This window comes from Streptomyces sp. NPDC001393 (assembly GCF_053597455.1).
The window spans coordinates 1-22,365 of the sequence record NZ_JBSFIH010000077.1 but is presented as its reverse complement, the minus strand read 5'-3'; the positions used below and the strand labels follow the sequence as shown (position 1 = coordinate 22,365).

Here is a 22,365-nt window from a genome sequence, read left to right as displayed (position 1 = left end):
CCCCTTACACCCTCTCCCGTGCCGCCTCCCGCCGCTGCTCCGGCTGGGCGTGAATCCGGCGTTCCCGCAGGTCGGCGCAGGCCAGGCAGAGGGCCAGGAGGATGATGCCGGCCGAGGTGAGCAAGCCGTACTGGAGTGCGGTCGCAGGGGTGCCGTGGCCGGCCAGATGGGCGAAGTACACCGAGCCCACCACGGCGACGCCGGCCGCCGAGCCGATGCGCTGCGCGGTCTGGAGCACCCCGCCCGCGGCCCCGCCCCGCCGTACGGGCACGAGGGACAGGGTGAGCGTGGTGTTGGGGGAGATGGTCAGGCCGGAGCCGATGCCGGCGACGAGCAGCGGGAACGCGGCCGCCCAGGCCACGCCCCGCCCCGGTACCCAGTGCACGGCCGCGACGACCCCGAGCATCGCCGCTGCCACCGTGCACAGCCCGGCGATGACCAGCTTGCGGCCGTAGCGCACCACCAGGCGGCCGCCCGCAGCGGCACCTGCCGCCGAGCCCGCCGCGAACGGCATGGACGACAGGCCCGCCGCCAGCGCGCCGTAGCCCATGCCGTTCTGCAGGAACAGCGTGTAGACGAAGAACAGCGTCGTGAAGCCGCCGAAGTACACGAGGCTCAGCAGCGCGCCCAGCGAGAAGGAGCGCAGCGAGAACAGCCGTAGGTCGACCAGGGGGGCCCGGTTCCGCCGCCCCTGGCGCCGCTCCCATGCCCAGAACGCCGCCAGCAGCCCGGCGCCCACCGGGAGCAGGGCCCATTTCAGCCGGCCGTGCCACTGCTGTTCCTGCACCAGGGGCAGCATCAGGGCGAGCACACCGGAGCCGAGGAGCAGGACGCCCGGCACGTCGAAGCACTCGCGTCTGCCCGGCGAGCCGGGGGAGCGGGGCAGCAGCCGCAGCGCCGCGCAGAAGGCGGCCACCCCGATGGGCAGGTTGACGTAGAACACCCAGCGCCAGCCGTCGGGACCGCCGGCCGCCTGGATCAGCAGACCGCCCGCGAGCGGGCCGACCGCCGTGGAGATGCCGATGGTGCTGCCCATCATGCCGAAGGCGCGCGCCCGTTCCGCGCCCTGGAACATCTGCTGGATCAGCGCCGAGGTCTGCGGCGCGATCAGGCCCGCCGACGCTCCCTGGACCAGCCGGAACAGCACCAGCCAGGCGGCGCCGGTGGACAGCCCGCAGGCCGCCGAGGCGAGCGTGAACAGTGCGAGCCCGGTCAGGAAGGTCTGGCGCCGTCCGCGCAGGTCACCGAGCCGCCCCGCCGGGACCAGGGCCAGACCGAGGGTGAGGGCGTAGCCGGACATCACCCAGGACAGCTCGGCCGTGCTGGCGTCCAGCCCGCGCTCCAGCGAGGGCAGCGCCACGTTCACGATCGAGGTGTCCAACAAGGTCATGAAGGCCGCGGTCAGGCAGACGGCGAGCGCTTTCCACCGTCGATCGTGCGGGGCCGGTCCACCCCGTTCTGTAGTCATGGGATCACGCTAGGCAGCCAGCGCCTCCCGCGCACGGCGGGAACGTCCACGGCAGTAACGCCGACGGGCCGACGCATCCCCCTCGCTCCCCACCTGCCTTGCGGGCGCTGCTCAGCGGGTCTGCGCAGTGGCCCGGAGCCACGCGTACGCGGACTGCGCCGTGAACTCCGTCTGCCCGCCCCGCAGCAGCAGGGTGGCCGTGGCGAACTCGGGCATGTCGGCTTGGGCGGCCACGTACGGGACGGCGATGCAGCGCATGCCGGCCGCGTGGGCGGCGGCCGCGCCCGGTGCCGCGTCCTCCAGGACCACGCAGTCACCCGGGTCCGCGCCGAGCCGCCGGGCCGCCTCCAGCAGTACGTCGGGGGCGGGCTTGCCGCGCGGCACCTCCTCGGCGGACACCACCGTGCGCAGACAGGAGCCCAGGCCCGTACCCGCGAGGATTGCCTCGATCGCCTCCGGGGAGGACCCCGACGCGACCGCCATCGGTACCCCGTCGGCGGCCAGGAGCTCCACGAACTTGCGCATCTCCGGGTACACCGGGGTACGCGTGCGGGCGATCTCCAGGTAGCGCCGGTTCAGCTCGGCGAGCAGGTCCTCGGCCGGCGCGCTCAGGCCGTAGCGCTCCTTCCACAGCCGCGTCGCGTCCTGGTTGCCGATGCCGACGTAGGCCTCGTTGTCCGCCCACGTGTAGTCCGGGACGCCATGCGCGGCCAGGGTCAGCCGGCTCGCCTCGAACCAGTTCGGCTCGCTGTCCACCAGCGTTCCGTCGAGATCGAAGATGACCGAGAGGGCGCCGAGATCGCTCATGCGCTCCAGCATGCCAAGCGTCAGGCGCGCGCCGCCCGGCCGATCGACTCCACCAGGGGCAGCAGCCGGTGCGGGACGCGCTCGCGCAGCGCCACCTCGGTACGCGTACGCACCACGCCCGGCAGGCTGATCAGCTTCTGGATCACGTCCTCCAGATGGGCGTTGTCCCGGCCCACCACCCGGGCGAGCAGATCGCCACCACCTGTGATCGAGAACGCCTCCACGATCTCCGGTACGGCGGCCAGCGCGTCCCCCACGTCGTCCAGGTGGCCCTGGGTGACCTCGATGTGCACGAACGCCAGCACCGGATGGCCCAGGGCGGCGGGGGAGAGGGAGGGGCCGGTGCCGGTGATCACGCCGTCCCGCTCCAGCCGGTCCAGCCGGGCCTGGAGCGTGCCGCGGGCGACGCCGAGGATGCGGGCGTACTCGCGCACGCTGGTGCGCGGCTGTTCCAGGAGCAGTCGCAGGATGCGGGTGTCGAGTTCGTCCACGGCCATGATGGACGACTGTACCAATGGCTCAGCAGTCGTACCTGCCCATGTGCCGTCCGACCTGGTCCGATGGCCCGTCGCCCGGCGTGATCACACGTCGGCCACTGTGCCAATGGCGCAGCGATTCGGGTCACACTTGAGCCAGTGACGTGGTTGATGCTCTCATGGACTCGTCGATGGCGCTGCGGACCTCCGCGGCGCCTTTTCTGTGCCGGTGTTCCATTCCGGTTTCCTTGGGGAGGGCAGCAGTGCTGAAGAGGATGTTCGTGGCTCCGGACCCGGGGCGGGCGCGCTTGCGCTTCGCCGCGCGGGCCGTCCTCGGCATCGGCCTCGCGGTCGTCGTCTGCTTCCTCGCCGGTCAGTCCGTCATCGGCGCGGTCACCGGCGGGCTCGCGGCCCTCCTCGCGCTGTTCACCGTCGCCGACCCGACCGTGCGCGGGCAGGCCGTCACCACCGCGCTGCTGCCCGCCGTGGGGGTGCCGGTGCTCGCCGCCGCGGCCGAGCTGCACGCCGTGCCCGTCGCGCGCGACCTCGTCTTCCTGGCCGTCGTCGGCGCCGGGGTGTACGCGCGCCGCTGGGGCCCGCGCGGGCACAGCCTCGGGGTGTTCGCCTTCATGACCTTCTTCGTGGCCCAGTTCCTGCACGCCACCCCGGCGCAGCTGCCGGAGCTGTACGCCGCCGTGCTGCTGTCCGTGCTCGCTGCGGCGCTGGTGCGCTTCTGCCTGTGGTGCTACGAACGCCGGCTGCCCCCGGCCGTCGTACCGTCCCCGCCCGCCGGGCGCGGCCTGGCCCGGGTGACCACCCGGCAGGCCGTCCAGGCGACCGCCGGCGCGGGCTTCGCGCTGGTCGTCGGCCAGCTGGTGTCCGGGCAGCGCTGGTACTGGGCCGTCGGCGCCACCTGGTGGATCTTCGTCAACACCGCCTCGCGCGGGGAGACCCTGGTACGCGGCTTCCGCCGGGTCCTCGGCACGGTGATCGGCATCTGCCTGGGCTTCCTGGTCGCCGTCCCCGTGGGCGGCGCGCCGGTTCCGACGGCGGTCCTGATCGCCGTCGCCGTCTTCGGCATCTTCTACACGGCCGCCGTCTCCTACACCTGGATGATGCTCTGCGTGACCCTGCTGGCCGAACTGCTCTACGGCCTTCTCGGCGTCCTGAGCCCCGGCCTGCTCGCACTGCGTCTCGCCGAGACCGGTGTGGGGGCGCTCGGCGCCGGGCTCGCCGTGCTGTTCGTCCTGCCGGTCACCACCCATGCCATCACGGACGCCTGGATCCAGCGGGCCCTGCGGTGCGTCCACGCCTGTACGGCCGAGGCCGCGGCCCGGCTCGCGGGTTCCGGTACGGCGGACCCGGCGCCCCGCGTCGCCGAACTGGAGCAGCTGCTCGGCCGGGTCCGGCTGGCCGTGGCCCCGCTGGTGCACCCGCTGAACCCGATGCCGGCCCGCAAGCGGCGCGCCCGCCGCGTCCTCGCGCTCCTCGACGACTGCGCCCGCGAGGTGCGTGGCCTGGTGGCGGTGGCCGCCGATCCCGAGGCCTCGCACGACGCCCGCCTGGCCGCGGCCTGCTGGCGCGTGGAGGCGGCCGTCGAGGCGCTCACCGCGGGCCGCCCCGAGCCGGTCCACAGCCCCGCCGAGCCGCCCGCCGAGCCCGCCCTGGCCCACCTGCACGGCCTGGAACGCGCCCTCACCGACCTGGCCGAACCCCTGCGCGCCTCGACGGGCTCGCGACTGGTGGGAGCCTGACCGGCCATCGCTGGCGTGCCGCCGATGGGGGGCTGAACCCGGGGCACGGTCGGGGTGCGGCCGGAGTCCGGGGTGTCGCGGTGCGCCTGTCAGGGGTCGATCCAGGATGTGGCTCGTGGGGACGGGCCCGCACCGCACGGCCGGGGGCCGGAGGTGCCGACACCGGTTCGCGCGGCAAGCATGCCGCCCCACTGCGATCATGGCCCGCAGGAGCCATGACACGGCTCCCGTGAGGGAACGAACCGCCGACAACCCCCGCCCCTTGGTCTAGACCGGCCTTGATCGGCTGCTACCGTCGGCCCCGGACGGGCTCGACCGAGAGGGGACAGCGGTGGCACAGGACGGCAGACCCGGCAGGCGCCGGGCCTTCATCGGCTCGTTCACGGCCGCGGGCGGCCCCGGCCTCGTGACCGCCGAGGTCGCGCCGGAGAGCGGCGCCCTCCTCCTCGGCACCGCGGTGCGCGACGTACCCGACCCGTCCTACCTGGTCCTCTCGCCGGACGGGGAGACGCTCTACGCGGTCAGCGAGACGGCCGAGGGCAGCGTCGCCGCCTACCGCGTCGAAGGCGACCGGCCGGAACTCGCCGGACCGCCCGTGCGGGTCGACGGCAGCGGACCGACCCACCTGGGCCTGTACGCCGGGCATGTGCTGACCGCCAACTACGGCTGCGGCAGCGTCACCGCCGTACCCGTGCGTCCGGACGGCTCTCTCGCCGCCAAGCCCTCCGGGCGGCTCCAGCACACCGGCTCCGGCCCGCACGACCGACGCCAGCGCGGTCCGCACGCCCACCAGGTGCAGCCCGACCCGAGCGGCAGGTGGGCCGTCAGCGTGGACCTCGGCACGGACTCGGTGCGGATCTGCACCCTCGAGGACGGCGTACCAGCCCTGCACCGCGAGTTCGCGCTGCGTCCCGGCTCCGGCCCCCGCCATCTGGCCTTCCACCCGGACGGCGCGCACGCCTACGTCGTCAACGAACTCACCCCCACGGTGACCGTGTGCCGCTGGGACGCCGAGGCAGGCTCCCTCAAGCCGCTGGCCGAGGTCCCCGTGCTGCCCGGCGCCCCGGCCGGCGACGCCTATCCGTCCGGCATCGTGGTCTCGCCGGACGGCCGTTTCGTGTGGACCGCGACCCGCGGCGAGGACATCCTGTCGATCCTCGCCGTCGAGGGCGAGGCGCTCCGGCTGATCGGCACGGTGCCCTGCGGCGGGCAGTGGCCGCGCGCGCTGGCCGAGCACAGCGGCTTCCTCTACGCCGCCAACGAGCGCTCCGGCGACGTGACCTGGTTCGCCGTGGACGAGGCGACGGGGCTGCCCCGCTACGAGGGCTACGTGCCGGTCCCCGCGGCCTCCTGCGTCGTCTTCGGCTGAGCCCACGGCCGAGGCAGAGCCTCCGGCAAGACGACGGGCCCGCTCCCGGGTGGGGGAGCGGGCCCGTGCCGTACGGGTGCCGTGGGGGCCGGCGCGGATCAGCGGACCGGCATGCCCTGCGGCTGCTGCGGGGCGATGCCCAGCGTCGTCGTGTACTTGGCGAGGGCGAGCTTGCCGATCGCCGGGTACGCGCCGAGCGCCTCGGCTGTGGCACAGCCCGCCTCCTCGGCGGCCGCCGCCAGCAGCGCCGGGTCGATCTCCGGGCCGATCAGATACGGCGCCAGGGCCAGCTGCTGCGAGCCCGAGGAACGCAGCTGCTCGGCCACGGAGGAGATCGAGCCCTCCTGGTCCAGGGCCGCCGCCATCACCGGCACGGCGAGGCGCGCGGCGAGCAGCATGCCGGTGATCCCCGCCGCCTGCACGGCCTCCTCGCCGCCCACGGAGGCCAGGATGATGCCGTCCGCGGCGGTGGCCACGGTGAACAGACGCGCGCGGTCGGCACGGGCCAGCCCCGCCTCGGACAGCCGCACGTGCAGCGCCTCGGCGAGCAGCGGGTGCGGGCCGAGCACATCGGTCAGGTCGGCGGCGACCCGGCTGTCCATCACGGACTGGCGGATCTGCCGCAGCAGGGCGCTGTCCGGACCGGCCAGCAGCGGGACGACGACGGCGACCGGGCCGTCGGGCTCCTTGACCCCCTCGACCCCGGCGGCGACGGCCTGCTCGTAACGGGCCGCGCGCTCCTCGGCCGCGCGCACGAGCACGGACCGCAGCGTGGGGAACTCGGCGTCGTCCCCGTCCAGGAATCCGATCCGGGCGTCCAGGCCGGGCAGCTCGGAGCGGGCGATGCTCACGACCTCCTCGGCGAGGGCGCGCGTGGCGGCGCTGGGCGCACCGGGCACCGCGAGGGCGAGCGCGGGCGCGTCCTCGGGAGCCACCAGCGGTTCCGGCCGGCGGTGCCGTCCGGGCTGGCGGGGTCGCGGCATTCGTACGGGCAGGCCGGACGCGGGCCCAGTGGGGGTGCTCATGGCGCCGCATGTTACTGGCTTCCCGGGTTACTCCGTTCGGGGAGGGTGCAGGTGAGCGGTATCCGTCCGGTTTTGTCTGATGAGTTGCGCGGCGACGGCACATGTTCCGGGCACGTGCCGGGCACATGGGCTGATAAAGCGGTCATAAGGGGGCTATAAGGGGGAACAGGTCGTCTTTGTGGGTGTCTCAACCGCCTTGCGCGGGGGCCACGCAGAGCATGACCGGATCACCCGGCAGAGTGAGCCGGCCGGCCGCCAGGTCGCTCGCGATCCGTACCGAGCCGTGCAGGGGGTCGCCCTCGGCCGGCACCTGCCGGGCCTGCGGCATCCTGTTCGCCAACTCCTCCCGCAGGGGCGTGAGCAGGTGCTCGCCCAGCCGGAACACACCGCCGGTGAGCGCCACTCGAGGATGTCCGTCCGCGGGGCACACGGCCGCCACGGACTCGGCCATGTGCCGGGCCGCGGCGCGCAGGATGCCCGCGGCGACCGGGTCGTGGCCGGCGCACGCGGCCACCCGGGGGGCGAAGGAGGCCAGTACGGCGGGCCGGTCGGAGCGCGGGTAGAGCAGCCCCGGCAGTCCGCGCACCGGGCCGAACTGCTCCTCCACGCAGGTCAGCAGCGGTACGGAGCCGCCGTCCCGGCCGTCGTGGGCGCGCAGCGCGGCCTCCAGGCCGGCCCGCCCGATCCAGGCGCCGCTGCCGCAGTCGCCGAGCAGATGGCCCCAGCCGTCGGCCCGGCGCCAGGCCGTGAGGTCGGTGCCGACCGCGATCAGCCCGGTACCCGCGGCGAGCACCGCGCCCGGACTCGGCCCGAGGGCGCCGACATAGGCGGTGACGGCGTCGGCGGCGAGCGCCACGTGCCGCACACCCAGCTCCCGGGCCAGGGCGCCCGGCAGTTCGGCGCGCAGGGCATCGCCCAGGGTGGCGAATCCGGCGGCGCCGACGACGGCCGTGTCCAGCTCGTCCACTCCGGCCTCCGCTGCGGATGCGCGGGCCAGCGGGACGAGCTGGGCCATCAGATGGGCGGGGTCGATGCCCCGCTCACCGGTGCGGACCGGTTCCCGTGACTCCCGCTGTGCGGCGGGTGCCCGGCCCGGCACGCCGACGGCGACCCGGAGACCGGAGCCGCCGGAGTCCACCGCCAGATAACCGGCGACGGTCACGGCAGTCGCCAGTCCACCGGCTGTCCGCCCTGCTGGATCAGCAGGTCGTTGGCCCGGCTGAACGGGCGCGAGCCGAAGAAGCCGCGGTCGGCCGACATCGGCGAGGGGTGCGCGGACTCCACCGCCGGCAGACTGCCCAGCAGCGGACGCAGATTGCGGGCGTCCCGGCCCCACAGGACGGACACCAGCGGCTTGCCGCGCGCGGCAAGGGCCCGGATCGCCTGCTCGGTGACCTCCTCCCAGCCCTTGCCGCGGTGGGCGCCCGGGCTGCGCGGAGCCGTGGTCAGCGCCCTGTTGAGCAGCAGAACGCCCTGCTGGGTCCAGGGCGTGAGGTCGCCGTTGGAGGGCTGCGGCAGCCCCAGGTCGGTGTTCAGCTCGCGGAAGATGTTGATCAGGCTGGGCGGCAGCGGGCGTACCTCGGGCGCGACCGAGAACGACAGGCCCACCGCGTGCCCCGGGGTCGGATACGGGTCCTGACCGACGATCAGGACCCGCACGTCGTCGAACGGCTGCTGGAAGGCCCGCAGGACGTTGGGTCCGGCCGGGAGGTAGGTGCGTCCCGCGGCGATCTCCGCGCGCAGGAAGTCGCCCATCCCGGCGATCCGTTCCGCGACGGGTTCCAGGGCCTTCGCCCAGCCCGGTTCGACGATTTCATGCAAGGGTCGTGGTGCCACGGGCGTCACCCTACTGCCGCACACCGCCCGGTGATCAACCGATGGCCGAAGCCCGGCGGCGACGCCCTGCGGCAGCTCGCCCCTCCCGGTCAGCCGATCACCGCCGCCCGCACGCAGAGCACGTCCGGCAGATGCGCCGCCAGCTGCTGCCAGCTGTCGCCGTCGTCGGACGAGGCGAACACCTCGCCGTTGCGGTTGCCGAAGTACACGCCCGCCGGGTCGGCGTCGTCGGTGCACAGGGCGTCCCGCAGCACCGTGCCGTAGTGGTCCTCCTCCGGCAGGCCCTTGGCCAGCGGCTCCCAGGACCGGCCCGCGTCCGCGGTGCGGAAGACCCGGCAGCGGTGCTCGGCGGGCACCCGGTCGGCGTCGGCGTTGATCGGGAAGACGTACGCCGTGTCGGCCCGGTGCGGATGGGCGGCCACCGCGAAGCCGAACGTGGACGGCAGATCCGCGCCGATGTCGGTCCAGTGCGCGCCCGCGTCGTCGCTTCGGTACACCCCCCAGTGGTTCTGCAGATACAGCCGGTCCGGGTTAGCGTCCTTGGCGATCTTGTGCACGCACTGGCCGAACTCCGGGTTCGGGTCCGGTAGAAACACCGCGGACACCCCGGAGTTGGACGGCGCCCAGCTCGCCCCGCCGTCGGTGGAGCGGAACACCCCGGCTGTCGAGACGGCTACGGTGACCGCCTTCGGGTCGCGGGTGTCGGTGATCACGGTGTGCAGGCCCTCACCGCCGCCGCCCGGTACCCACTGCGAGCGCGTCGGGTGCTCCCACAGCGGCCGGACCAGTTCGAAGCTCTCGCCGCGGTCCTCCGAGCGGTACAGCGCGGCCGGTTCCGTGCCCGCGTAGACCACGCCGGGCTCGGCGGCGGACGGGTGCAGCTGCCAGACGCGCTCCAGGGAAGCGCCGGTGTCCTTGGGGAACTTGACGGCAGGCTGCGGCGGTTCGGTCCAGGTGCGGCCGAGGTCGTCGGAGTGGAAGACCGACGGGCCCCAGTGCGCGCTGTCGCCGCCCGCGAGCAGCCGCGGCCGGTCCTGACGGGTGTCGATCGCGACCGAGTAGACCGCCTGCGCGTTGAAATACGGACTGTCGTCGAACTCCCAGGCGCCGCCGCCCCTGCGCCGCCCGATGAACAGGCCTTTGCGGGTGCCTACTGCCAGCAGTACCTCGGTCATGCCGATCACCTCCGGGACGCCTTCGTCCAGGTAGTCGTGAGACACGTAGTCGTCGGTTATCGGCCAGTCTGCACCCCGCCACTGACAGTCTCCCCCGGCGTGCACGTTCCCGCAGGTCACGGCGGTGTCGTCGGCCTGTGACGAAGATCGGCCGGGCCCGTTGCGGGCATGCGCCTGCGCGAGAGGCGTGTCTCGTGCGACCGTCGGGGAGACGGCTCGTCGTGAGCAGCGGAGCGATCTCCTGCGTATGGGAGGACGGTCCGGCCGGTCGGTGCGCTCGTGAGGAGGATGCCTTTGAAGGCGTTCCGTGGTCCGAAGGTGTGGCTGTGGCGCTGGCGGCGCAACCCGCTCAAACGCAGGGCCGACGTGGTGGAGGCCTGGGTCGTGCTCGGCGCCTGGCTGCTGACCGTCCTGGCGGGGATCTCGGCCGGCCTGGTGGCGGCCGGGTCGGTGGAACACGGACTGGCGAGGGAGCGGGCGGACTGGCGTCCCGTCGTGGCCCACGTGGTGGAGCGGGCCCCGGGCACCTCCCCCGGGCACCGCCACGCCGCAGCCGGTGAACGCGTCTGGGCCAAGGTGAGCTGGACCGTGGCGGACGGCCCGGCCCACACCGGCCAGGTCCGGGTGGACCCCGGAAGCAGGGCCGGCACGCCGGTCAGGGTCTGGACCGACCCGCAGGGCCGGCTCGTCAGCCGCCCCGCCTCCGTCTCCGAGACCGTCTTCCGGGGCACCCTGATCGGCTGCCTGGTCGGCCTGAGCGCGGCGGCGGTGCCCTTCGTCGGCGGCCTCGCCCTGCGCGGCCGTCTGGAACGCCGCCGCATGCAGGCCTGGGACACGGAGTGGGCACGGCTCGGACCGCAGTGGGGACGGATGGTCTGACCACGGCCGGCGGCCCCCGGACCCCCCGTTCGGCCGGGACCGGCACCGCCGGTGAGGCGTCAGATCCCTTGTCCCTCAGGCCCATTGCCACGATCGGATGACGTCGCCCGGGCTGAGGCGGCCTCACACCGCCGGCTCCCTGGGACATGTCCGGCCCGCCCACCAGGGCGGCCCCGTCCCTCGGTGCCGGCGCCATGAGTGCCAAGGACCCGGAGGTCCGGGTCCCGGTTCCGGCGCGAGGTGCGGCTGTCCGCCCGGGCGCAGGGCCCCTGCCTCGTGCCTATCCTCGTGCCTCTCCTCGCGGCCGACTCCGGGCCGCCGCGTCGCTGGCTACGAGCCGGACGCCTCCGGCCCCGAACTCGTCCGATCCGGAGAGTGCCCGCTCCGAGTCCGCCGGCACCTCGCCAACACCTCCCGGCACGCCTCCAGCAGCGCCTCGTCCTCCGGTATGCCCCACCCGCCGCCTCCGCCCGCTCGGGTCAAGTGGCGCCGTGGGGAGGACAGTTCCGCTGCCGCCAGGTGCCGTAGTGGCGCGGCGGCCGGGCCCATCGCGGTCAGGCAGCGGGCGATCGCACGACGGGTGTGCGGGTCCCGGGCCCAGGCCTCCCGGAGCACCGGCAGGACCGGCTCCGGATCCGCAGAGATCCGCCACAGCGAGCACGCGGCCGGCACCTGATCCCGCGCGAGCCGGGACCCGGCCATGCGGCGCAGCGCGGGCAGAGCGGCGCGCGCGGCCGGACCCAGCCGGCCGAGCTGAACGGCGGCCAGGCGTCGGCTCTCCGCGTCGCCCCGGGTCAACTCCCGCAGCAGGAAAGGGAGTACGGCGGAGGCCTCCTGCTGCGCCGACCAGAGCGCACCGGCCGCCGTGGCGGCGTGCCGGGTGTGCAGCAGCGCACGGAGGGCCGGTACCGCCCGCGCGGTGGCGCCCAGCACCTCCAGCGTGGCGATGACCTGGCTCACGATCGCGTCGTCCCGCGCTTCCGGGCCGCTGGGAGTGCCCGGCAGCAGCCGCAGGACCTCCGGGACGGCGTCCTCGTCCCCGATGGCGCCGACCGCCGCCAGCAGCGGGGCGGCGAGCCGGGCGGTGGCAGGAGAGGCCGGCGGAATCCGGCCGAGCCGGTGCCGCACCGCCGGGGCGAGTGGGGCCGCGGCGGCGCCCAGATGGGCCACCTCGAACCCCAGGTCCCCCGGTGCGGCCGGGCCGGCCAGCAGGTGGGCCAGGGCCGGGACGGCGCGCGGATCGCCGCTCCTGGCAAGGGCCTTGAGGGGACCGCCCAGCGTTGCGGAGCCGCGTTCCACGCGGTGCGTCCACAGGTCGGGCCGGGCACACACCAGGGCGTGCAGGTCGTCCGCTGCGGGCGTGGCCAGTGCGAACAGCTCCGCCAGCACGGTGACCGCCGCGTCCCGCAACCAGTCCTGTTCCGCGCCGAGTTGGGCGCCGAGCAGCCGGACCGTGTGGTCGTGGTCGGCGCGCCAGCCGCGCACCAGCGCCGCCGCCATCCACACGCCATGGCACCGGTCCACCGGGTCGGGGCCGGTCAACTGCCCGCCGAGGAGCGCGATCCGGTCGTCCACGCGGTCGCCGAGCGCGGTGTGCAGGGTGTGCAGCAGCCGGGAGCCCTCCTCGTCGGACGGGCGCAGCCGTCGTATGCGCCCGACGAGGGAGTCGGCGGCGCAGGGCTCGGTGATCCGGGCGCGGTGCGCGGAGCGCTCCCTCAGCAGCCGGACCGCCGTCGGCACCAGGTCGGCGGGCAGCCGGGCGGGGGCGACGAGCGCGAGCTGACCGAGTGCGGCGAGGCGTACCCCCGGGGCGTAGGGCGGCGCGCTCTGCTCGGCCAGGAGGTCCACCGCGGCGTCGGCGTGCGCGGGGTGCCGGCGGACGAACAGGGCGAGCGCCTCCAGGAGGGCGAGCAGGACCCGGTCGTCCCGCTCCGCCCGCAGCCGCTGCCATAACAGGTCCAGGACCCGGGCCGGTGCGGCCAGGAAGTGCACGAGGGCAGAGGCGGACGCGCGGCGCACCGCGGGGTCGGGGTCCCCGGTGAGCCCGACGAACACCTCGGCGCCCGCGCACACGGCCTCCCGGGCGCGTGGGTCCCCGTCCGCGCTCTCCGCACCGATGCCGACCAGCAGTTCCACGATGCCGCCCCGGTCCGGCACCTCCTCGCGGGTCACGAGCGAGAGCAGGAACGGCACGCAGGCCAGCGTCGAGTCGTACACACACCCCTGGTGGTGCAGGGCGCCGTACATCCCGTCGAGCGCGGTCGCCCGCTCGGCGGTGTCCGCGGACGCCAGTGCCCGTAACCAGCCGGGCACGTCCTCCGCGCTGCCGTACGCGTGGTGCAGCGAGGCCCAGTCGACCTCGTCGATCCCCGTGAACACGTTGTCCTCCCCAGACGAGTGCCACAGACGAGTGCCACCTGATCGCGAGTGTGCACCACGGCACTGACAACGGTTCGGAGTTGCGCACTGACTGTGTGCGATCCGTCGGCTGTCACCGGCCAGGGTCCGAACCGCTCGCGCCTGCCCGCCCGGAGGAGCGCCGACGTCTGGGGGAGGAGTCAGTTCAGGCCGGGCAGGGCCCGCTCCAGGATCGTGTCGAGGTCGCTCCCGGAGGGCAGCGTGCCGAACGCGTGCCCCCAGTCGCCGCCCAGCCGGCTCGAGCAGAAGGCGTCCGCGACCGGGTGCGGGGCGTGCCGCACCAGCAGGCAGGCCTGGAGGGCGAGCGCCATCCGCTCGACCAGACGGCGGGCGCCCACCTGGTCCGTTTCGGCCAACTGGTCCTTGAGCGCGGCCACCGCCGCGTCCAGGCGGGCGTCCGCCCCGCGCGCGAGGGCGAGTTCGGCGAACAGGGCCTCGGCGGTGTCCGGTTCGCGGCCGAGGGCGCGCAGCACGTCGAGCGCGTTGACGTTGCCCGAACCCTCCCAGATCGACAGCAGCGGGGCCTCCCGGTAGTGCCGCGGCATGCCGGAGTCCTCGACGTAGCCGTTGCCGCCCAGGCACTCCAGGGCCTCGGCGGTGAACGCCGGGCCGCGCTTGGTGACCCAGTACTTGCCCACGGCGGTGGCGATCCGCCGGAAGGCCCGCTCCCCGGCGTCCCCGCGCACCGCGCGGTCGGCCGCGCCGGCCAGCCTCAGGGTGAGCGTCGTCGCCGCCTCCGACTCCAGCGCCAGGTCGGCCAGGACGTTGCGCATCAGCGGCTGCTCGAGCAGCCGGGCGCCGAACGCGCTGCGGTACCGGGCGTGGTGCCCCGCCTCGACCAGCGTCTTGCGCATCAGGGCCGCCGAGGACATCACACAGTCCAGCCGGGTGCAGTTGACCATCTCGATGATGGTCTTCACCCCGCGCCCCTCCGGTCCGACCAGCCAGGCCACCGTACCGTCGAACTCCGGCTCCGAGGACGCGTTGGAGCGGTTGCCCAGTTTGTCCTTCAGCCGCTGGATGCGGAAGGTGTTGCGGCTGCCGTCCGGCAGCACACGCGGTACGAGGAAGCACGACAGCCCGCCGGGGGCCTGTGCGAGGACCAGGAAGACGTCGCACATCGGCGCCGACGTGAACCACTTGTGGCCGCGCAGTGTGTACACGCCGGGCTCCGCGGAGGGCGTCGCCGCGGTGGTGTTCGTCCGGACGTCCGACCCGCCCTGCTTCTCGGTCATGCCCATCCCCGCGAGCAGCCCCGGCTTCTCGGTCGGCACGCGCAGCTCGGGGTCGTACTCCCGGCTGGTGAGCAGCGGTTCGTACACCTTGGCCAGATCCGGCTGTGCGCGCAGTGCGGGCACAGCGGCGTACGTCATCGATGTCGGGCAGCCGTGCCCGGCCTCCGTGTGCCCCCACACCAGCCCGCCCGCGGTACGGGCGACATGGGCGCCGGGCCGCTCGTCCGCCCAGGGGGCGCCGGCCAGGCCCTCGGCGACCGCCGTGCGCATCAGGTGGTGCCAGCTGGGATGGAACTCCACCTCGTCGACCCGGTGGCCGTAACGGTCGTGGGTGCGCAGGACCGGCTCGTGCCGGTTCGCCAGCTCACCCCACTCCTGCGCCTCGGCGCTGCCGGCGCGCACCCCCAGGCGCCGGATGCCCTCCTCGGCCCAGTCGGCGCCCTCCCGGCGCAGCCCCTCCAGCAGGGCGCGATCGTCGGAGGCGTCGTACGGGGCCGAGGGCGGGGCCTGGTTGGTGACCTCGTGCGTGGCGTACTGCGACTGGGACTGCGGCTGCGCAGGCGACTGCGCGGGAATCGAGACCATGGGAGCATGTTGCACTCTGGCTGCGACCGTAGCAATACTGCAACAAGAAGGTGCACGTACAGTACGTGTCCATGCCCATGCACGTCTCGTCCGAGCCGGAGGAGGCAGGCCTGCGGCCGCTGTCCGCGCGGTCGGTCGTACTGAGCCTGCTCCTCGGCGCGCACCCGGCGGAGCTGCCGGTGAAGGACCTGGTCCGGCTGGTGGAGCCCTTCGGTGTCGGCGGCTCCACGCTGCGGGCCGCGCTCAGCCGGATGGTGACCGCGGGGGACCTGCGCCGCACCGACGCCGTCTACCGGCTCAGCGACCGGCTGCTGGCGCGCCAGCAGCGCCAGGACGAGGCGCTGCGGCCGGGCACGCGCGCGTGGGACGGTGACTGGGAGATGGTGGTCATCACGGCGACCGGCCGCGGCCCCGCCGAACGCGCCGAGCTGCGCGCCCGGTTGACAGCCCTGCGCCTGGCGGAGCTCCGCGAGGGCGTATGGCTGCGCCCGGCCAACCTCGACCGTGCCCTGCCCGACCTGCTGGGCTCCGTCGCCCGGACGTACACCGCGCGGCCCGACGAGCCCGCGCACGATCTGGTCGCCCGGCTCTGGCCGTTGCAGGCCTGGGCGGCCACCGCACGGACACTGCTCGCCCACGCGGCGGCCGCCCGGACCCCGGCGGACCGCCTCACCGCCTACGCGGCGGCCGTACGCCACCTGCTCACCGACCCTGTCCTGCCGCCCGGGCTCCTGCCCGCCGACTGGCCCGGCGAGGCCCTGCGCGCGGCCTACGCCGGCTATCAGCGGGAACTGGCCGCGTCGGTGGGGCGCAGGGATCGTGCCGCATGACCGCCGTGGCCCTCGAACGGTTCCTGCACGCCCGGTTCCAGGAGGAGGAACGGATCGCCCGGGACGCGATCACCGGTGCGCCCGGCGCGGTCTGGGGCGTCATGGCCGACGAGATCGAGCAGGTGCTCACATCCTGGGACGGCAGGACCACGCACACGCCCATGGTGCAGTTCGGCGCCGAGGATCCCGTGCAGCTGCTCACCCACGTGGCCCGGCACGATCCGGCCCGGGTGCTGCGCGAACTCGAGGCGAAGCGGGCCCTGTTGGAGGAGCATCGCGTGCGGGACGACGGCACGTGCCGCACGTGCCGCGAAGCAGCGTGTCCACGTTCGCCGTGCACCACGCTGCGCCTGCTCGCCGTGCCGTACGCCGGCCATCCCGGGTACGACGACTCCTGGCGCCCCTGCACCTAGGTGGCGTCAAGGAGCGTGGCGTCCAGGAGCGCCGCCGGCCGCCTCGCCGGCCGTCTCGCCGGTCCCGGCGCCGGGGAGATCGTCCGGGACACGGCCGGATCCGCCGTCGGCACGGCCGGTTCCCAGGCCCAGGCGGCTCTGTTCCTCCGCGACGATACGGCGCGCCATCTCGGTGTCCGACACGTCGACGGCGTCGGGGGTCGCCTCCGCCACCGCGCTGCGGCGGGCGTAGGCGTCGAACAGGCGGACCTTCCTGCGCAGCATCTCCACCATCCGCTCGTCCACGCCGCCCGGAGCCAGCAGGCGGTGCACCCGGACCGGCCGTACCTGGCCCATGCGGTGGGCCCGGGCCACCGCCTGCTGCTCGACGGTGGGCTTGACCTGGGGTTCGCAGATGATCACGACGGAGGCGGCCTGGAGGTTGAGCCCCACGCCTGCCGCCTGGATCTGCGCCAGCAGTACCGCCGGACCGGACACGGCCGTGAACTCGTCGACGAGCAACTGGCGCCGTTCGGGCGGCACGCTCCCGGTGAGCGGGCCGACCACGGCACCGGCGGCCCCCGACCCGGGGCCGAGCGCGTCCTTCACCATGCCCAGGACGTCCCGGAAGTTGGAGAACACCACCACCTTCAGCCCGTTCTCGCCCGCCTCCCGCACGATCTCGCGGAGCCGGACCAGCTTGGCGGACTTCTCCGGGCGGGCGTACGCGGCCCGGCGCATCGCCATGAAGTTGCCGGAACGCACCGCCTCGCGGTACGCCTCCTCGTCCGAGGCGCTCGGTTCCTCCCACTCGTCCGTGTGCTGGAGGGCGGGGAGTTCGGCGAGGACGTCCACCTGGTTGCGGCGCAGGTAGACCGGGGCGACCGCCTTGCGGAAGGCCACGGAGCCGGGGAGCCCGGCACCGTCGCCGATGCGCTCGGCAACGGCCTGGTCGAGCATCCGGACCAGGTTGCGGAACTCGGCGACCCGGTTCTCCATCGGCGTGCCCGTCATGAACAGGACCCGGTCGCAGTGTCCGGCCCACTGGGCCACGGCCCGGGAGCGCAGGGCCTTGGGGTTCTTCACGCAGTGCGCCTCGTCCACCACCAGCATCCCGATCTCGCCCCCGCCGGGTACCGGAAAGCCCCGCAGGGCGTCGAAGGTCGTCACGGCGACGCCGCCCCGCCCCTTCCAGGAGGCGAACGCGTCGTGCCGGTCCGGCCCGTGCAGGGGCGTGACGGCGAGCGAGGTGCGGGACTCGATCTCCCGGGTCCAGTTCACCAGGACGCTCGCCGGGCACACCACCATGAAGTGGCTCTGCCCTTCGGCGGCCAGATGCGTCAGCGCGGCCATGGCCTGGACGGTCTTGCCGAGCCCCATCTCGTCGCCCAGGATCACCTTGCGCTGCGCCAGGGCGAACCGGGCGCCGAACGCCTGGTAGCCGCGGAGCGACACGCGCAGCCGGGAGTCGTCGAGCTGCTGGCCCCGCACCCGCTCGGCGATGCCGTCGGGCAGGAATCCCTCGGCGGCGGCCGTGTCCGGAGCCCGCCCGGAGATCTCGGCGAGCAGGCCGTAGTACTCGGCGGAGCGCAGTTCGAAGTCCACCCAGGCCGCGAGGTCGCTCGACGTCCCCCGCAACAGGTCCACCGACGCCTGCGCGAGCGCCTCGGGGGTACCGGCCTCGACCGCCTCCGCCACCAGCGTGCGCAGCTCCTCGACGGCCTCCAGTGCGCGAGCCCTCCTGGCCCGTGAGGCCGTCAGCATGCTCAGCCGTCCCGCGGCGGGCCGGGCGTCGGCCAGCGGGGGACCGAACCGCGTCGTCAGCTCGGCGGCGGTGCCGACCGCGCGTCGTGCCTCGGGCCCCGCCTCCACCAGGACGTGCAGGGCCATGACCAGTGCCGTGGTCCGTGGCTCCGGCCGGTCGACGTCGATGTGCACGGCGACGGTGTCGTGCACGGCGTCGGACAGCTGCCGTGCGGCCGCGACGATCTGGTCCGCGGTGCGCTGACCCACTCCGGGGATCTGGCGCAGCCGGTAGGGGCCGGCTTCGAGCACCTGCCGGACCGTACGCAGTCCGCTCCGGTCGACACTGCCCAGCCGCAACCGTCCGTCCGTGGCGTCCTGCAGCCGGGTCACGGGTATGGCGTCGAGCGCCTGCTCCACCGCCCCGTCCTGGATCGGCTTCAGCGCCGCGCGGACCGCCTCGACGGCCCTGCCGTGATCGTCGGCCAGTGCCTGCGCGGCCTCGTACAGCCGGGCCGCTCCCGCGACCGCCTCCCGCTCCCTGCGCCCCATCCGCCCTCCCTGACGCCCCATCCTTCCACCCGGAAGAGACCGGAGGAGACCCGGAGGAGACCCGGTGGAGCGGGTGAGCGGCGACACCCTGTACGACGACCCGGCGGGCGCGCGCCAGGTCTCCCGGCAACGGGTGAACGCCTGGATCCGCGCCCCCGGCCACCTCGACGCGGTGGTCGACTTCGACCGGGCGGTGCGCGCTGGGCTGTTCCACCGCGCCCGCTGAGCCCTCCGGGGCGAGGCGTTCGCGCGGTGCGGGTGGCGCGGGCGCGGTGCGAGGCGTTCCCTGGGAAGTGGGCACCCCCGGGGGAGATACGGGGATGACCAGCGCGGTGGCGGGCACTCGGTGGGCACGCACGATCTCACCCGAGGAGAGTCATGGCTGAGCAGAAGTCGTCGTCGGCCCTCACGGCGCCGCTGCGCGGCGCGGCCTCGGTCCTGCGCAGGGTGCCCGGCGCCGGGATGGTGAGCAGGGCCGCGGAGGGAACCCTGGACAAGGTCGGCGCGGTCTCGCCCCGCGGGCGGCGCATCGCGGTGTACGCGGGTGCCGGGGTGCTCGGCGCCGCTGGCGTGGTGGAGTGGCCCGTGGCCCTCACCGGCGCGGCCGTGGCCTGGCTCACCCAGCCCCGCCCCCCGCATCCGGCGGACGGCGGGGCCGGGCAGTACCCCGAACCCGCCCATGACCTCGGCACCGCAGCCCTCAGGTCCGGCCATGGCAGCCAGGCTCGGGACACCCGCGGCACCGGCGCGGCGGAGGCCGGCGGGGGAGCTGAGAGCCCCGGCGAAGCCTGGGACGCCGGCGCCGCGGAGGCCGGGGTCGAGGCCGCCGGCGCCGCCGAGGCTTCCGCAGGGAGCAGGCCCCCCGGCGGCACCGGGACACGCGCAGGCAGCCGGGCAGCGGGCGGCACCGCGACGTCCGGCGGCGCGACGGCATCGCGGACCGGCCGCACATCCGGCCGTACATCCGGCGGCACCAAGGCGACCGGCAGCGCCACGGCATCCCGCACCCGCCACGCGACCGGTGTCACCAAGGCGACCGGCGGCACCAGGGCGACGGGTGGCACAAAGGCGACCGGCGGCGCCAGGACGACCGGCAGTGCCAGGACGGCCGGCAGCACCAAGACCTCCGGCGGCGCGCGAACCACCCGCGGTGACGAGGATGCGGTGGGCAAGCCGTCCACCGGGCCCCTCGGACCCACCGCGCGGCCCGACCGCACCACGCTTTGAGGAGAGCCATGGTGCTCCGACTGCTGACGGTGCCCTCGGCGGCCGCACGGCTGCTGCCCGCCGCACCGCGGCTGCTGGCGCCGGTGGTCGGGGTGGCCGCCGGAGCCGCCGCGGGAACGGCGCGTGCCGGAGTGCGCGGCGCGGACGCCGCCGTAAGGGTGGCGCGGGTCGCGCGCAACGCCCTGCCCGGCGCCGGTGACCACTGGCGGGCCGGCGCCCGCGCCCACCTCGCGCTGCGGCCGGTGGAGCGGGAGCACGTGCGGCGCGCGGGCGGCACGGCGCATCTGGCGCGCCGGGTGGCCGAGACCCTGGCGGAGCGGCCCGACGTGCTCGTCGCGTACTGGGACCAGGGGCTCGCGCGTCTGGTGGTGACCGCGACCGAGGAGGAGGCCACCGACCAGATCATGGATCACGCCGCCGAACTGGCCGAGCGGCACGGACTGCTCCTCGCCGCCGCCGACGTCGACGAGACCACGCATCCGGCCGACCCGGCCGGAGTGCGCGCGGCCGTGGCCACGCTCGCCGCCGACACGGTGGGCATCGGCGTCGCGGTCGCCGCGTACACGCTCCGGCTGCCACCCTCGCCACGCCTGGCGACCGCGGTGGTGACGCTGCTGCGGGAGAACCCGCGCTTTCGCGCCTGGCTGCGCGCCCGGCTCGGGGACACGCGCATGGACCTTCTGCTGGCCTCCGCGAACGCCGTGGTGCACGGGGCCGGACAGACCCCCACGTCCCTCGTCCTCGACGGCGCCCTGCGGGCCTGCCAGGTGGCCGAGACGGTGGCCCGCGCCGCCGCCTTCGACACGGTGCACGACCAGCTGTGCGCGCCCGGGCGGGTCAGTCTCCCGGTGGACGGTGCCCCCCGCCCGCCGCTCAGGGAGTCCCCGGCCCAGGAGTACGCCGAGCACGCCTCCGCGGGCAGCGTGCTGGGCGCCGCGGCCACCCTGCTGGTCAAGCACGACGGCGCCGAGGCGGCGGAGGCGGTCCTCGCCGGCTCGCCGAAGGCCGCCCGCTACGGCCCCGCCGCCTTCCACGCGCTGCTGAGCGCCGCGCTCGCCCGCACGGGGGTCCTGGTCCGCGACCCGGACCGGCTGCGCCGGCTGGAGATGGCCGGCACGGTCGTCCTCCACCCCAGCGCACTGCGTACCGACGAGGGCGAGGCCGATCCATGGGCCGAACCGGTGCTCGACGCGGCCCGCCGGGCGCGCCTGCGCGTGGTGCTGGTGGACGACCCCGCCCTGGAGGACTTCACCGGCCTCGCCGACCAGGTCGTCGACGCCCGCCGGCCGCTGGACGACGTGGTGTACCAGGCGCGCGGCGACACCGGCGCGGTGCTCGCCGTCGCCCGGGTGCGCACGGCCGAGGAGCGCGACGTGCTGGCCGGGCTGCGCTGCGCCGACATCGCCCTCGCCCTGACCGACCACGACGGCGCCGTGGTCTGGGGCGCGGACCTCCTCGCCCTGCACGGGCTGCCCGACGTATGGCGGGTGCTGACCGCGATCCCGGCCGCCCGCACGGTCGGCAACCACGCCCAGACCCTGGCCCGTTCCGGCGCCGCACTGTCGGGGCTGCTCGTGGCCGTCGGCGAGTCGGGCGGCGGCCACGGACGGCTCGCCGCGCTGCCGGGGCTGCGGCACGCCCCTGTCGACGCCGCCGCCGTGTCGGCCCTGCTCTCCGGGGCCCGGGCCGCGCTCGGCGTGGCGGTGGCCCGGCCCCCGCACCCGCACCCGCGGGTGCACTGGCACGAGCTGAACCCGGAGCAGGCCCGGGAGCGTCTGGAGCACGAACCGGCCGCCGAGGTCGGCGCGTTCGAGGCGCTGACCGCCCGCGCGCGCAAGGCCGCAGCCGGTGTCCTCGGGCACCCGGCCGCCGCGCCCGCCCGCTGGTCATATCGGCTCGGGCGGGCCGTGCGCGGCGAACTCCACGACCCGCTCACCCCGGTCCTCGCGGTCGGCTCGGCGGCGTCGGCGCTCCTCGGCTCGGTCGTGGACGCCCTGCTCGTCGTCGGGGCCCTCGACCTGAACGCCCTGCTCGGCGGCGTCCAGCGGATGCGTGCCGAACGCGCGCTGTCCGGGCTGCTCGCGGAGCAGAAGCAGCAGGCGCGCCTCGTCCCGCCGGAGGCCGAGGCGCCGGCCGGCGGCACGCGCACCGTGGAGGCGGGCAAGCTGCATCCGGGCGATGTGATCCACATGAAGGCGGACGACGTGGTGCCCGCCGACGCCCGGCTGCTGTGGCAGGAGGGTCTGGAGGTCGACGAGTCGGCCCTGACCGGCGAGTCGCTGCCGGTGGAGAAGCAGACGGACCCGACCCCGCACGCCGCGGTCGCCGACCGGCGCTGCATGGTCTTCGAGGGTACGACCGTGGTGGCGGGCCAGGCTCGCGCCGTGGTGGTCGACATCGGTGACCACACGGAGGCCGCCCGCGCTGTCCACCTGGCCGCGCGTACGCCCCCGGCCGGCGGTGTGCAGGCCCGGCTGCAGGAACTCACCCGCAAGGCACTGCCGTGACTCTGTTGGCGATCTTGTGAGGGGTGCTGACGCGGCGTCTGTTCTGCGGTTCGCTGAAGTGAGGCGGGGTGGTGTCTCGGGGAGGGG

Annotated in this window: 18 protein-coding genes; 8 read left to right on the top strand and 10 right to left on the bottom strand. The window is 75.0% G+C overall.

Annotated elements, in window-relative coordinates:
• Positions 1 to 4: 4 nt before the first annotated feature.
• From ACWC2T_RS41810 to ACWC2T_RS41800, 3 genes are all read right to left on the bottom strand, one after another.
• On the bottom strand, positions 5 to 1,468 hold the full coding sequence (locus ACWC2T_RS41810) for an MFS transporter (protein WP_450675523.1): 1,464 nt from the start codon (positions 1,466 to 1,468) through the stop codon (positions 5 to 7).
• Between the two features lie 111 nt (positions 1,469 to 1,579).
• On the bottom strand, positions 1,580 to 2,275 hold the full coding sequence (locus tag ACWC2T_RS41805; RefSeq protein WP_450675522.1) for an HAD family hydrolase: 696 nt from the start codon (positions 2,273 to 2,275) through the stop codon (positions 1,580 to 1,582).
• Positions 2,276 to 2,295: 20 nt separating this feature from the next.
• Positions 2,296 to 2,772 (bottom strand): Lrp/AsnC family transcriptional regulator, encoded by a 477-nt coding sequence (locus ACWC2T_RS41800; RefSeq protein WP_055707893.1) that lies wholly within the window; start codon positions 2,770 to 2,772, stop codon positions 2,296 to 2,298.
• 242 nt (positions 2,773 to 3,014) lie between these two features.
• On the opposite strand from ACWC2T_RS41800, the gene ACWC2T_RS41795 reads away from it, so the two are divergent.
• Both ACWC2T_RS41795 and ACWC2T_RS41790 read left to right on the top strand, forming a co-directional pair.
• On the top strand, positions 3,015 to 4,505 hold the full coding sequence (locus ACWC2T_RS41795; protein WP_450675521.1) for an FUSC family protein: 1,491 nt from the start codon (positions 3,015 to 3,017) through the stop codon (positions 4,503 to 4,505).
• A gap of 331 nt (positions 4,506 to 4,836) precedes the next feature.
• A complete protein-coding gene (locus tag ACWC2T_RS41790; protein ID WP_450675520.1) occupies positions 4,837 to 5,874 on the top strand; it encodes a lactonase family protein in 1,038 nt (345 codons plus the stop codon).
• Between the two features lie 98 nt (positions 5,875 to 5,972).
• On the opposite strand, the gene ACWC2T_RS41785 is transcribed toward ACWC2T_RS41790, so the two are convergent.
• The 4 genes from ACWC2T_RS41785 to ACWC2T_RS41770 all read right to left on the bottom strand — a co-directional run bounded on the left by ACWC2T_RS41785 (position 5,973) and on the right by ACWC2T_RS41770 (position 9,910).
• Complete coding sequence (locus tag ACWC2T_RS41785; RefSeq protein WP_450675519.1) at positions 5,973 to 6,899, bottom strand: sirohydrochlorin chelatase; 927 nt, start codon at positions 6,897 to 6,899, stop codon at positions 5,973 to 5,975.
• Between the two features lie 187 nt (positions 6,900 to 7,086).
• Positions 7,087 to 8,061 carry an N-acetylglucosamine kinase gene (locus ACWC2T_RS41780; protein ID WP_450675518.1) on the bottom strand — a complete coding sequence of 325 codons (975 nt, stop codon included), beginning with the start codon at positions 8,059 to 8,061 and terminating at the stop codon, positions 7,087 to 7,089.
• The gene (locus ACWC2T_RS41775; protein WP_450675517.1) at positions 8,058 to 8,735 is read right to left on the bottom strand and encodes a uracil-DNA glycosylase; all 678 of its coding nucleotides are present in this window, start codon (positions 8,733 to 8,735) and stop codon (positions 8,058 to 8,060) included. Before ACWC2T_RS41775 ends, ACWC2T_RS41780 begins: the two co-directional genes overlap by 4 nt.
• A gap of 89 nt (positions 8,736 to 8,824) precedes the next feature.
• A complete protein-coding gene (locus ACWC2T_RS41770; RefSeq protein WP_450675531.1) occupies positions 8,825 to 9,910 on the bottom strand; it encodes a WD40/YVTN/BNR-like repeat-containing protein in 1,086 nt (361 codons plus the stop codon).
• Between the two features lie 288 nt (positions 9,911 to 10,198).
• On the opposite strand from ACWC2T_RS41770, the gene ACWC2T_RS41765 reads away from it, so the two are divergent.
• Positions 10,199 to 10,789 carry an Rv1733c family protein gene (locus ACWC2T_RS41765; RefSeq protein WP_450675516.1) on the top strand — a complete coding sequence of 197 codons (591 nt, stop codon included), beginning with the start codon at positions 10,199 to 10,201 and terminating at the stop codon, positions 10,787 to 10,789.
• 330 nt (positions 10,790 to 11,119) lie between these two features.
• Here ACWC2T_RS41765 and ACWC2T_RS41760 read toward each other — a convergent pair whose 3' ends face one another.
• Together ACWC2T_RS41760 and ACWC2T_RS41755 are read right to left on the bottom strand one after the other, a co-directional pair.
• Entirely contained in the window at positions 11,120 to 13,168 is a 2,049-nt protein-coding gene (locus ACWC2T_RS41760) for a HEAT repeat domain-containing protein (RefSeq protein WP_450675515.1), read from the bottom strand.
• A gap of 179 nt (positions 13,169 to 13,347) precedes the next feature.
• Entirely contained in the window at positions 13,348 to 15,027 is a 1,680-nt protein-coding gene (locus ACWC2T_RS41755) for a DNA alkylation response protein (RefSeq protein ID WP_450675514.1), read from the bottom strand.
• Between the two features lie 71 nt (positions 15,028 to 15,098).
• On the opposite strand from ACWC2T_RS41755, the gene ACWC2T_RS41750 reads away from it, so the two are divergent.
• Together ACWC2T_RS41750 and ACWC2T_RS41745 are read left to right on the top strand one after the other, a co-directional pair.
• Complete coding sequence (locus ACWC2T_RS41750) at positions 15,099 to 15,857, top strand: PaaX family transcriptional regulator C-terminal domain-containing protein (protein ID WP_450675513.1); 759 nt, start codon at positions 15,099 to 15,101, stop codon at positions 15,855 to 15,857.
• Positions 15,854 to 16,270, top strand: coding sequence for a DUF6221 family protein (locus ACWC2T_RS41745; RefSeq protein ID WP_450675512.1), 417 nt, complete (start codon positions 15,854 to 15,856; stop codon positions 16,268 to 16,270). The genes ACWC2T_RS41750 and ACWC2T_RS41745 overlap by 4 nt, the downstream gene beginning before the upstream one ends.
• Before the next feature lie 6 nt (positions 16,271 to 16,276).
• Here the strand turns inward: ACWC2T_RS41745 and ACWC2T_RS41740 are convergent, their stop codons facing one another.
• Positions 16,277 to 18,544 carry a DEAD/DEAH box helicase gene (locus ACWC2T_RS41740; protein ID WP_450675511.1) on the bottom strand — a complete coding sequence of 756 codons (2,268 nt, stop codon included), beginning with the start codon at positions 18,542 to 18,544 and terminating at the stop codon, positions 16,277 to 16,279.
• A 64-nt stretch (positions 18,545 to 18,608) separates the two neighbouring features.
• On the opposite strand from ACWC2T_RS41740, the gene ACWC2T_RS41735 reads away from it, so the two are divergent.
• The 3 genes from ACWC2T_RS41735 (at position 18,609) to ACWC2T_RS41725 (ending at position 22,278) form a co-directional block, all read left to right on the top strand.
• A complete protein-coding gene (locus tag ACWC2T_RS41735) occupies positions 18,609 to 18,770 on the top strand; it encodes a hypothetical protein (protein ID WP_450675510.1) in 162 nt (53 codons plus the stop codon).
• A 152-nt stretch (positions 18,771 to 18,922) separates the two neighbouring features.
• On the top strand, positions 18,923 to 19,771 hold the full coding sequence (locus tag ACWC2T_RS41730) for a hypothetical protein (protein WP_450675509.1): 849 nt from the start codon (positions 18,923 to 18,925) through the stop codon (positions 19,769 to 19,771).
• 8 nt (positions 19,772 to 19,779) lie between these two features.
• The gene (locus ACWC2T_RS41725; protein WP_450675508.1) at positions 19,780 to 22,278 is read left to right on the top strand and encodes a P-type ATPase; all 2,499 of its coding nucleotides are present in this window, start codon (positions 19,780 to 19,782) and stop codon (positions 22,276 to 22,278) included.
• Positions 22,279 to 22,365: the final 87 nt, after the last annotated feature.

Excerpts from the sequence above, each read along its gene's own strand:
- ACWC2T_RS41810 (WP_450675523.1), bottom strand. The coding sequence starts at position 1,468 with ATGACTACAGAACGGGGTGGACCGGCCCCGCACGATCGACGGTGGAAA.
- ACWC2T_RS41805 (WP_450675522.1), bottom strand. The coding sequence starts at position 2,275 with ATGAGCGATCTCGGCGCCCTCTCGGTCATCTTCGATCTCGACGGAACG.
- ACWC2T_RS41800 (WP_055707893.1), bottom strand. The coding sequence starts at position 2,772 with ATGGCCGTGGACGAACTCGACACCCGCATCCTGCGACTGCTCCTGGAA.
- ACWC2T_RS41785 (WP_450675519.1), bottom strand. The coding sequence starts at position 6,899 with ATGAGCACCCCCACTGGGCCCGCGTCCGGCCTGCCCGTACGAATGCCG.
- ACWC2T_RS41770 (WP_450675531.1), bottom strand. The coding sequence starts at position 9,910 with ATGACCGAGGTACTGCTGGCAGTAGGCACCCGCAAAGGCCTGTTCATC.
- ACWC2T_RS41765 (WP_450675516.1), top strand. The coding sequence starts at position 10,199 with ATGCCTTTGAAGGCGTTCCGTGGTCCGAAGGTGTGGCTGTGGCGCTGG.
- ACWC2T_RS41755 (WP_450675514.1), bottom strand. The coding sequence starts at position 15,027 with ATGGTCTCGATTCCCGCGCAGTCGCCTGCGCAGCCGCAGTCCCAGTCG.
- ACWC2T_RS41750 (WP_450675513.1), top strand. The coding sequence starts at position 15,099 with ATGCCCATGCACGTCTCGTCCGAGCCGGAGGAGGCAGGCCTGCGGCCG.
- ACWC2T_RS41745 (WP_450675512.1), top strand. The coding sequence starts at position 15,854 with ATGACCGCCGTGGCCCTCGAACGGTTCCTGCACGCCCGGTTCCAGGAG.
- ACWC2T_RS41740 (WP_450675511.1), bottom strand. The coding sequence starts at position 18,544 with ATGGGGCGCAGGGAGCGGGAGGCGGTCGCGGGAGCGGCCCGGCTGTAC.
- ACWC2T_RS41730 (WP_450675509.1), top strand. The coding sequence starts at position 18,923 with ATGGCTGAGCAGAAGTCGTCGTCGGCCCTCACGGCGCCGCTGCGCGGC.
- ACWC2T_RS41725 (WP_450675508.1), top strand. The coding sequence starts at position 19,780 with ATGGTGCTCCGACTGCTGACGGTGCCCTCGGCGGCCGCACGGCTGCTG.